Genomic DNA, 10401 nt, shown 5'->3' with positions numbered 1-10401 from the left:
AAAAATAGACGCTTAGAACGACTAAACTTACCATTTTTATCTGCAAATCGCCTAAAAAATAGTCTCTGTCAGTGCCACGGTCGAATGTTCAACACGCCCTAAATGGTTAAACTCTTTTTATAGGCAACTTTATGTCAGACGCTCCTCATCCTATGTCAGATAATAGCGTCATTTGCTTAATGGCGCCAACGGCGAGTGGCAAGACCGCCTTAGCTTATGAGCTTTATGATAGTGGTCGTTATGAGCTTATCTCAGTAGATTCTGCGCTTATTTATCGTGGGATGGATATTGGTACCGCTAAACCTACGGCTGCAGAATTACAGCGTTATCCGCATCATTTAGTCGATATTATTGATCCAACACAAAGCTATAGCGTCGCGGAGTTTGTCAGCGATGTTGAGTGCCTGATTGATGAGTGTCATGCAAAAGGTAAAATCCCGTTGTTAGTGGGCGGTACGATGATGTACTACATGGCACTGATAGAAGGCCTGTCGCCTGTTCCGGATAGCGATGAGCAGGTACGCAGGCAAGTCGAGCAGTGGCGACAAACAGCAGGTATTGGCGCTTTATACGATTATTTGGCTGACGTCGATCCTCAGAGCCATCAACGGTTAGCGCCTGCTGATACGCAGCGAATCACGCGAGCCGTCGAGGTATATAAACAAACCAGTGTCCCAATAAGCGACTGGCAACATCAACCCAAACAAGCATTGGCCCATAATCCTAACCAGCAGTGGCATGTCTTATCCGTGCTACCGGAGCGTTCCTGGTTACATGAGCGCATTCATCAACGTTTAGATATTATGTGGCAAGAAGGCTTAGTGGATGAGGTGATCGGTTTACTTGAGCGCTATCCGCTGACCCCAAATATGCCTGCCATGCGCTGCGTGGGCTATCGTCAAGTGCTTGAATATTTGGTGCATATCGACCATCCAGTCTTTGAGCGCGCGCATTTAGATAAGTCGCTGTTTTATGAGGCTTTTGCTAATAGTACAGATGACAAGGTTAAGGTGTCTAATAACTCTGCAAAACCGATGCAGTCTCAGCAGCAGCATCTCGCTTGTGAAGCGATGCGAAATAAGGCATTATATGCTACCAGACAGCTGGCTAAGCGCCAGTACACTTGGCTGCGTAAGTTGTCCAAAGGCTTAGCGGTAGCAAATCAGTCCGCTATAGCGCCTGCACAAATTGATACAAGCATTACTGATACGCAACACAATATAGTCATAAGCTCATTTACTTCTATCGAGCAAGTGAGAGATTATTTAGGGTAGCCGCTACAGTACATTTATATAGCATCGCTATTTTGTATAAATAGATTAGTACAAATAGAATGAGCTAAAGAGTAGTATGATTGAATCGTTTTTATAACATTACGCAAGAAATGATGTGTAAGAAACGATTATATTAAATAACGATAAACGACAATAGAGCAGGGTGTTAACTGTTATAATTTAGAATGATTTTTCTTAGTATAAAATCACAGTACATTACAATAAAATAATAACTATTAGGAGAATTTTTATGTCAAAAGGACAGACTCTACAAGATCCGTTTTTGAACTCATTGCGCAAAGACCGTATTCCAGTGTCCATTTTTCTAGTGAATGGCATTAAGCTACAAGGCCAGATTGAGTCTTTTGACCAATATGTGGTGTTATTAAAAAATACCGTTAGCCAAATGGTTTATAAGCATGCCATATCGACAGTAGTACCAGCGCGAAACCCTCGTAGCAGTACAGCGTCATCTTCTAGTAGCAGCGCACAATCCTCAGGCTCGGCTAGTGGCTACCAAGGCGGCGGCTTTGACCGTGGTAATCAAGCGGGCGGTATGAGTAGTGGCTACGAAGAGCGCGGCTTCCCTGCAAATCGTAGCGGCTTTAATCGTAGCGGTTTTGGACAAGATCGCGGTTTTGAGCGCGGCGGCTTTGGTCAAGACTCTAATCGTAGCGGCTTTGGAGCAAGCTCTGATCGAACGGGCTTTGGTCAGGATCGCGGCTTTGAAAACCCAGGCGAGAATACCGGCCTAAATGATACGCCAAAAGAGGACTTTAACGATAGCGACAATCATTAATCGCCATTATTCTTCTAAGTTTCCTAGGTCAGCTGGTATGGCCGATAGTTTCATGAAGCTGTTGTAGTAAATGAAGACCTACTCACGCAGTGGGTCTTTTTTGTATTTGCTCAACACATTATTGATCCCATTTAGAGCGCGGTTACTAAAGTTGTCGATAATATAGTAAAATAGGCCATCAAATAATCAATAATGAGTTATATATGAACAGCGGTAACAGTCATCTCACTCATGAGCAGTTTATAGCGACTGCTATTGAAGCTATCAACACAGAAAAAGCCGCCTTAGCGCTACTAACCGAGCAAATAGACGATCGGTTTGCTCAGGCTTGCGATATTATTTTGGCCTGCCAAGGACGCTTAGTGGTCACTGGCATGGGTAAGTCAGGACTGATCGGTCGCAAAATAGCCGCAACCTTTGCTTCTACGGGCACGCCAGCATTTTTTATGCATCCAGGAGAGGCCGGACATGGCGACTTAGGAATGCTAGTGCACGGTGATGTGTTATTGGCCATCTCCAATTCGGGTGAGTCTGATGAGATCAAAACCCTACTCCCTGTCGTCAAGCGCCTTGGCATACCGCTCATTAGCATTAGTCGCGACAAGCGGGGGATGTTGCCACGAGCGGCTGATGTCGTATTGACCTTAGGTCAGTCGCAAGAGGCGTGCCCGCTCAATTTAGCGCCAACGTCGAGTACGACCGCAACGCTCGCTTTGGGCGATGCATTAGCAGTAGCTTTAGTGCATGCGCGTAATTTCACTTCAGAGGATTTTGCTCTATCGCATCCTGCCGGTGCGCTTGGGCGTCAGCTATTAACGCGGGTTGAGGATCTGATGCACACCAGTAGTGAGAATCTGCCTTTAGTCAATCAGCAGGCGGCTCTCAACGAAGCACTGTTTACCATGACCAATGGTCGCTTAGGCATGACAGTAGTCGTCGATGATAAAGATAAAGTAGTCGGGGTGTTTACCGATGGCGACTTACGCCGAGTACTTGAAAAAGGCATCGATTTGGCCACGCCGATGCGCGAGATTATGACTACAAATCCGCGTCATGTCAGTAAAACCATGCGCGCCTCTGATGCCTTAAGTGTGATGAATGAAAATGCGATCAGCCAGCTATTGGTAATGGATGAACAAGGTCATCTAGATGCTATTATTACCGTTCATGACTTATTGCAAGCAGGGGTAAAATAACCCTTTCTCACTGAGCATAAATTATAGATAAAAACTAATAATAAGAGGTAGCCTATGCAAGATTTAATCGAAAAAGCCGGTAAAGTTAAAATGCTAGTGTTAGATGTCGATGGTATTTTGTCCAATGGGCAGATTATTTATGATGCAAACGGGGTTGAAACCAAAGCTTTTTCGGTACAGGATGGCGTAGGTATCAAGGCATTAGCACGTTATGGTATTTTGACCGCGATTATCACCGGTCGTCGTAGTCCTATGGTAGACAAACGCGCCAAAGAGATAGGTATCGATTATGTGGTGCAAGGCCGAGATGATAAAGTTGTGGCGCTAAAAGAGCTGATGACTATGGTGGATAAAGCTGCTGATATCACCACAGCAGACTGCGCCTACATGGGGGATGACTTGCCAGATATAAAGGCGATGCAAACGGTCGGGTTTGCGGCCACAGTACCTAATGCCCACTCTGAAGTTATCAATCGCAGTGATATGGTCACTACGCGCGCGGGCGGTTACGGTGCGGTGCGTGAGATATGTGACCTTATTTTGAAAGGTCACGGGCATTACGAAGCGTACATTGCAGGCTATACCTTAGAGGGTAGTGCTCCCCACAGTGCAGAGTCATCAGTAGGATAAATTATAGTGAATACTCGTGTCTTAATCATCTTGGCCCTAATCATCGCTGGTATCGCAGGATGGTTTTTTCAGCAGCAAGCAGAAGTGACGCCGCCAGTGAGTGTGGGTCCCTCAGAAGTGGACTACGAAGCTACTGATATTAAGGCAGTACAGACTAATGAGCAAGGCGAAACAGAGTATGAGCTCAACGCTGAATCGCTAAGGCATGATCCTAATACTAATCAGGACATAATGTCCGGTATTACTATGAACTGGGAGCCATCAGCTAAGCAGCTGTACCGTATTGAGTCAGGAACGGCAACGGTCAATCAAGAGACCGGTGAGCTGCACCTGTACGGCGGCTTTAGTTTAGCTAGCCAAGATCAGCAAAAAACCACCAAAAATGGTGAGAAAATAGCGCCTATAACCGTGACAGGTGAAGCATTAAAAGGTAATACCCAATCAAAGCAAGTTTATAGTGAGCAGCCCGTACAAGTCGTCCAAGGCGCCAATCGTTTTGAAGCGGCTAGCATGACAGCCAATTTAGAAACGGGCGAGTATGAGTTTGAGCAAGTGGCCGTAATGTTTACTCCTGCTGAGCGTCAGGATAAGGCGCTTTTTTAACTCAGTATATTTAATTTTAAAGCGCTTTAACTATGAGTTGTGAACTATAAATTGTGAACTGTAAGTTGTTAACTATAAACTACCTTTCATTATAAAAATTTTAAAGTATAAAACCGTTATTGAATAATCACGACTACTGCTGCTTTTCATACCTATCATAAAAAGAGTATCCAAACATGAAATCAAGTCTTTTGCCTATAGTTCGTGCGCTAGCGCCCAAGCTATCAGCAGCATCTCATATAAGCGCCCTTCCAGTAGTTATGCTGCTAGCTCTGCCTATCTATAGCCATGCGCTACCTTCTGATGCCAATCAGCCTATCAAGCTGCTTGCCGATCGTGCCACGTATAGCGAGAGTACTGGCGTAACGAGCTATTCAGGAACAGTGGTTATTACCCAAGGCACGCTCAAATTAACAGCGGATAATATTACGGTCAATCTCTCAGAGCAGCGCAGCATCCAATCAGCTGTGGCAACCGGTCGACCGGCGACGATGCAGCAAGTGGTGACCGCTGAAAAAGGCTTAGCAAAAGGCCGCGCTAATAAAATTGATTATAATGCGGCCACTGGCATCATGACTTTGACCGGCAATGCAAAATTGACGCAAAACGGTGCAAGCTTTGCAGGTAATGTGATTCGTTATAGTCTCAAAGCAGGGGATGTCGAGGCGACAGCGGGCGGTAATCAGCGCGTAGAATTGATCTTCCCGCCTAATAACAATACCAATCAGACGGGCATACGTTAGTTTACAGCCATTATTAAAACAGCCACTACTAAAATAACCACTACTTAAGACAAGTAGCGCATTATATTACGCCGGTAGCCTAATTATCGTTTTAAATTGACGCGTCTAGATAAGCGCTAAAGTTTATAAGACTTAAATAGAGCATGAGTAAGTTATGATAGACAATAATGAGAGCAGCACCTCATCAGCAGTGAGCTCTGCAGCGCCAGTACCCCTGCGCTTATCGATGCAGAACTTAGGCAAGCGCTACGGTAAGCGCTGGGTCGTCAAAGACGTGTCGTTCTCTGTTGAACAAGGACAAGTGGTTGGCCTGTTAGGTCCAAATGGCGCGGGTAAGACCACTAGTTTTTATATGGTAGTTGGTCTCGTCAATATGGATAAAGGCCGCGTTAGCCTAGGAAAAATGGATCTATCTAAATATGCTATGCATGAGCGGGCGCGGGCAGGGATAGGCTATCTGCCGCAAGAGGCTTCTATCTTTCGTAAGCTGTCTATCGAAGATAATATACTGGCTATTTTGCAAACGCGCAGCGAGCTGTCTGCAAATGAGCAGCGCCAAGAGCTTGAAAAACTGATCGCTGAGTTCCATCTAGAGCATGTCCGTAGCTCTTTGGGCATGAGCGTCTCAGGGGGCGAGCGGCGCCGCTGCGAGATTGCTCGAGCTTTGGCTGCAGATCCAAAGTTTGTGCTATTAGATGAGCCGTTCGCTGGCGTTGATCCTATATCCGTGGGTGATATCAAAGAGGTGATACTCACCTTAAAAAATCGCGGTATTGGCGTGCTGATTACTGACCATAATGTTCGTGAGACGCTAGCGATTTGCGAAAAGGCGTATATTGTCTCAGAAGGCGCTATCATCGCTGAGGGCTCTTCTCGTGAAGTGCTAGAGAACGAGTTGGTTAAGTCCGTCTATTTGGGTAAAGACTTTCAGGTTTAAAGTTTATTCCTGTTGATGAACTAGTATTTTATTTGTCATATCTTTCTTTTATGACGACTTTATTTTAATCGTTTATTAAACGACGTCAATTAGGTAGCCAAGTGGTCTTGGCTATCATCTCCTATCCTTTATTTTTACTACCTCCTTATTTAATACACTATATCTTCTTTTATTCCTAGACTTTTGATCTTATATTCGTTTGAGCTCATAATTCACTTAAGGTGCATATACTATGGCAAAAAATAAAAGCAGCTACGTCTGCCAAAATTGTGGTGCTCACTTTGGTAAGTGGGCGGGGCAGTGCAGCGACTGCGGCGAATGGAATACCTTAGTCGAAGCGCCAGATGTTAGTATGCCGCATCATAATAAAAGCTCAGCTAAGTCGGCATCCAGCCGTGCTACGCCGCGTGCTAGCAGCGCCCCTGCAGGGAACTATTCGGGAACGCATAGCGCAGTGATGCCGCTAAATGCAGTGAGCGTCACTTTAGATACCCGCCTGCCAACTGGCATCAGTGAGTTCGACCGCGTATTAGGCGGCGGCTTAGTGGCAGGCTCGGTTGTGCTTATCGGCGGTGACCCTGGTATCGGCAAATCCACTATCTTGCTACAGACAGCGACCAATATGGCGAGAGCGGACTCATTAGCGGGTAGCGCGCTATATGTCACCGGCGAGGAGTCATTAGCGCAAGTTGCTATGCGCGCCAAACGTTTAGAATTACCAGCAGACAGACTGCGAGTCTTGGCTGAGACTAATGTAGAGACCATTTGCGCCGCGTTGACTCAAGAGCAGCCCGCTATTGCCATTATTGACTCTATTCAGACGATCTACACTGATGCTATCAATTCAGCTCCCGGCGGTGTCAGTCAAATTCGTGAGTCAGCAGCGATTTTGACTCGTTATGCCAAGCAGACGGGGACTGCGCTGTTTTTAGTGGGTCATGTGACCAAGGAAGGTACCTTAGCAGGCCCTAGAGTGCTTGAGCACATGGTGGATACGGTACTGTATTTCGAGGGTCAGTCTGACTCGCGCTTTCGCATGATTCGCGCCGTCAAAAACCGTTTTGGTGCGGTGAATGAGTTAGGCATTTTTGGTATGACGGATATGGGGCTCAAGGAAGTCGCTAACCCATCAGCGATATTTTTAAGCCGTTATGATAAGCCAGTGGCAGGGTCGGTGGTCATGGTGAGCCGAGAGGGCACACGGCCACTATTAGTGGAGGTGCAAGCTTTAGTTGATGACTCACAAGGGCAGCCAAGGCGTATGGCGCTAGGGCTTGATTATCAAAGAATGTCTATGCTGCTTGCGGTAATGCACCGACATGGCGGCATCCATACGAGTGGGCAGGATGTCTACGTCAACGTCGTGGGCGGTGTAAAGGTGATTGAGACCGGCTCTGATCTAGCAGTGCTGCTCGCTTGTGCCTCTAGTATAAAGGAGAAACCGCTACCTTCTTCATTAGCGGTATTCGGTGAAGTCGGGTTGTCCGGTGAGATACGTCCTGTGCCGAACGGACAAGAGCGCCTAAAAGAAGCGATGAAGCATGGATTTAAGCATGCCATCATCCCTAAGTCCAATGCACCCGCTGCCAACTCAGCTCAGTTTAAGGGCATCAATGTCATAGCCGTAGAGCGTCTTGACGATGCTATTGAAAGCGCCTTTGAGATAGACTTTTAGCTATTAATTGCTGTATCCGTTTATTATGCGCAACAAAAAGAGCGCCTAGTTCGTTAAACTAGGCGCTCTTTTTAGCTTAATAAAGCTATCCGCTGCAATAATAACAGCTAATCAAGATTAGGGACCAGCAACGCGTTCGATTGAGACGTTACCGACGCCTTTACTGGTGATGCCCAACTGCTTAGCTGCACCGTAAGATAAGTCTAAGACTCGCTTACCATGGAAAGGGCCACGATCATTGACTTTTACTACCACGCTTTTACCATTGTTTTTGTTGGTCACCTTTACATAGCAGTTCAGTGGTAGTGAGCGGTGAGCAGCGGTTAGAGCGTTCATATCGAAGGTTTCACCGCTGGCTGTTTTACGACCATGAAACTTACGACCGTACCATGATGCCAGACCCGTTTGCTTAAATTTGCCTACAGAATTGGAAGCCACAGCGGTCAAACGCTCTAGCACATCTTCGTCATTACTCGCCTGCGAGCTGTCGGCAGCTAGTAACGGGCTGTTTAATGCCAGTGAAGTTGGCTTGCGGGCTGATTTGACTAGGCTTGATGCACCATCGTGCTGGCGAGTTAACTCACCTAATACGCGATCAATATGGGAGGCGTTATCTTGAGATATTGCAGACAGCGCAGGACTCGTCTCTGCTGCTTGAGCATTAGAGATAACAGCAGAACCAGTAAATAGAACCACTGACATTGTCAGTAAACCAGATAGACGCTTATTCATATATACCTCTTTGACTTGTACTCTAAAACTTGAGCGCAGAAATATTAAATCATAGTAACTTATGCCGATTACCAGTAGACCGGCTTTAATCGCGCTGGCTGTTTAGAGTGATACTGCTATGTATTCTAGTACTAGCAGATAAAAGCCATTATTTTTAAAGTAGGGTAAGTTTATCTTTATATAAACAATTCAATAACAAATAAAATAATCAATGTCGGACTATACTTGCAAGTTATGGCTTCACTATATACTTATGAAAAGTTGCTTAGCAGCTCTGTATAAGTTATGTACCATATTACGATTTAAACAGGTTATCGTAATTGAACCGTAATGACAAGTAAAAAACCTTGCAATGTTATACAAATTACAGCTCTAGTTAAGTTTAGCTAATTAAAGCAACCTTTTTATAAAGTTACTCTGTTCTCAGCTAGTTTATGTCTAGCGTCTATATAAGGACAAGGGACATAAAAATAAAGCTATTAAAGCACTGTAACTATAACTAAGACGTTGAATAAAAAGCGCTAGGCGGCTCTATGCGTATGGATAGACATTAGCAAACCGAAGCCTGCCATCAAAGTGACAATTGCCGTACCCCCATAGCTGATAAAGGGTAGCGGAACACCAACTACAGGCAGGATACCGCCGACCATGCCTACATTGACAAATATATAGACGAAGAATGACATGGCGATAGCCCCTGCCAATAGCCGACTGTAATTGTCTGGATGAGTAAAAGCGATGAATAGAGCACGGCTTAATAAACAGGCATAAATAAACATCAATAACATGACGCCGACTAAGCCAAACTCTTCTGAGAATGCCGCGATAATAAAATCTGTATGACCCTCAGGCAAAAAATGCAGGTGCGATTGCGTGCCGTCTAAGTAGCCTTTACCTGTTATACCACCAGAGCCAATAGCGGTCTTCGACTGTATAATATTCCAGCCCGCGCCTTGAGCATCTGCGTCTGGATTAAGCAAAGTCAAAACTCGCGTGCGCTGATAATCATGTAATAAAAAATACCAAGCAAAGGTCACAAGCGGTATTGATAGTGCGACAGCGCCAGCGATCATCCACCATGATAGACCCGCCAAAAATAACACAAAAATACCACTAGCTGCGACCAACAGCGACGTCCCCAAATCAGGCTCTTTGGCGATTAATAGAACAGGGATCATAATAAGCGCTAGTGTACCGACGATGCTCGTCCACGATGGCGGTAGCTCACGCCTAGAGAGAAACCAAGCGCACATCATCGGCATGCCAAGCTTCATAAATTCAGAAGGTTGTACGCTACCAAAGCCTGGTAAGTTGATCCAGCGCTGCGCCCCCATACGCACCTCGCCAATGAGCTCGACTAGTACTAATAAAAACAGCCCTAATACATAAAATATAGGTGTAAAGCTACGGTATATAGTTGGCGGTATCTGCGCCATAGTAAACATCACGGCAAAGGCTACCACGTAACTGACCATTTGACGCATGACCATACTTACGTTCTGAGTCGATGCGCTATATAAAATCGTCAGGCCGATACAGCACAACGCTAGCAGCAGTAAGGTGAGCCAAGGATCAATGTGGATGCGCTGCCAAATGTTAGGCTCATGACGCTGGCCGAGGTGATGGCTTTGACGTGAAAAACGATATTGCAAATTAGAGGACATAGATAGAGTCGATACTAAAGAGAGAAGGTCAATGAGACGTTACGGATAACGCTAAACTATAAAGAGGGCGCAAAAACACATGATTGTAAATGATTATAAAAAGTCACGTGATTATAAAGATTATGATAATAAATGTTAAAAGCGAAGC

General features: G+C 45.4%; 10 protein-coding genes. 8 read left to right on the top strand and 2 right to left on the bottom strand.

From position 1 onward, the window contains the following. Positions 1-131: 131 nt before the first annotated feature. The 8 genes from miaA to radA all read left to right on the top strand — a co-directional run bounded on the left by miaA (position 132) and on the right by radA (position 7857). Positions 132-1274 carry a tRNA (adenosine(37)-N6)-dimethylallyltransferase MiaA gene (gene miaA / locus AAEY83_RS02840; protein ID WP_025646568.1) on the top strand — a complete coding sequence of 381 codons (1143 nt, stop codon included), beginning with the start codon at positions 132-134 and terminating at the stop codon, positions 1272-1274. Between the two features lie 250 nt (positions 1275-1524). Then, positions 1525-2073, top strand: a complete 549-nt coding sequence (gene hfq, locus AAEY83_RS02835; protein WP_025646569.1) for an RNA chaperone Hfq — start codon at positions 1525-1527, stop codon at positions 2071-2073. A gap of 203 nt (positions 2074-2276) precedes the next feature. Next, positions 2277-3269: a KpsF/GutQ family sugar-phosphate isomerase gene (locus AAEY83_RS02830; protein WP_025646570.1), complete on the top strand. Its 993-nt coding sequence runs from the start codon at positions 2277-2279 to the stop codon at positions 3267-3269. A 54-nt stretch (positions 3270-3323) separates the two neighbouring features. Then, on the top strand, positions 3324-3899 hold the full coding sequence (locus AAEY83_RS02825) for a KdsC family phosphatase (protein ID WP_025646571.1): 576 nt from the start codon (positions 3324-3326) through the stop codon (positions 3897-3899). A 6-nt stretch (positions 3900-3905) separates the two neighbouring features. After that, a complete protein-coding gene (gene lptC / locus AAEY83_RS02820; protein ID WP_025646572.1) occupies positions 3906-4502 on the top strand; it encodes an LPS export ABC transporter periplasmic protein LptC in 597 nt (198 codons plus the stop codon). Positions 4503-4762: 260 nt separating this feature from the next. After that, positions 4763-5245 (top strand): lipopolysaccharide transport periplasmic protein LptA, encoded by a 483-nt coding sequence (gene lptA, locus AAEY83_RS02815; RefSeq protein WP_227501940.1) that lies wholly within the window; start codon positions 4763-4765, stop codon positions 5243-5245. Between the two features lie 154 nt (positions 5246-5399). Further along, a complete protein-coding gene (lptB, locus tag AAEY83_RS02810) occupies positions 5400-6182 on the top strand; it encodes an LPS export ABC transporter ATP-binding protein (protein ID WP_025646574.1) in 783 nt (260 codons plus the stop codon). Positions 6183-6414: 232 nt separating this feature from the next. Continuing rightward, a complete protein-coding gene (radA, locus tag AAEY83_RS02805) occupies positions 6415-7857 on the top strand; it encodes a DNA repair protein RadA (protein ID WP_025646575.1) in 1443 nt (480 codons plus the stop codon). 117 nt (positions 7858-7974) lie between these two features. Here the strand turns inward: radA and AAEY83_RS02800 are convergent, their stop codons facing one another. Continuing rightward, entirely contained in the window at positions 7975-8589 is a 615-nt protein-coding gene (locus AAEY83_RS02800; protein ID WP_025646576.1) for a septal ring lytic transglycosylase RlpA family protein, read from the bottom strand. A gap of 521 nt (positions 8590-9110) precedes the next feature. After that, entirely contained in the window at positions 9111-10253 is a 1143-nt protein-coding gene (gene rodA / locus AAEY83_RS02795) for a rod shape-determining protein RodA (protein WP_025646577.1), read from the bottom strand. Positions 10254-10401: the final 148 nt, after the last annotated feature.

The sequence above is a fragment of the Psychrobacter sp. TB20-MNA-CIBAN-0197 genome (assembly GCF_040309765.1).
Taxonomy (GTDB): domain Bacteria; phylum Pseudomonadota; class Gammaproteobacteria; order Pseudomonadales; family Moraxellaceae; genus Psychrobacter; species Psychrobacter submarinus.
This window is presented reverse-complemented; position numbering and strand designations above follow the sequence as displayed.

Coding starts and splice junctions, on each gene's coding strand:
- miaA (WP_025646568.1), top strand. CDS start 132: ATGTCAGACGCTCCTCATCCTATGTCAGATAATAGCGTCATTTGCTTA.
- hfq (WP_025646569.1), top strand. CDS start 1,525: ATGTCAAAAGGACAGACTCTACAAGATCCGTTTTTGAACTCATTGCGC.
- AAEY83_RS02830 (WP_025646570.1), top strand. CDS start 2,277: ATGAACAGCGGTAACAGTCATCTCACTCATGAGCAGTTTATAGCGACT.
- AAEY83_RS02825 (WP_025646571.1), top strand. CDS start 3,324: ATGCAAGATTTAATCGAAAAAGCCGGTAAAGTTAAAATGCTAGTGTTA.
- lptA (WP_227501940.1), top strand. CDS start 4,763: ATGCTGCTAGCTCTGCCTATCTATAGCCATGCGCTACCTTCTGATGCC.
- lptB (WP_025646574.1), top strand. CDS start 5,400: ATGATAGACAATAATGAGAGCAGCACCTCATCAGCAGTGAGCTCTGCA.
- radA (WP_025646575.1), top strand. CDS start 6,415: ATGGCAAAAAATAAAAGCAGCTACGTCTGCCAAAATTGTGGTGCTCAC.
- AAEY83_RS02800 (WP_025646576.1), bottom strand. CDS start 8,589: ATGAATAAGCGTCTATCTGGTTTACTGACAATGTCAGTGGTTCTATTT.
- rodA (WP_025646577.1), bottom strand. CDS start 10,253: ATGTCCTCTAATTTGCAATATCGTTTTTCACGTCAAAGCCATCACCTC.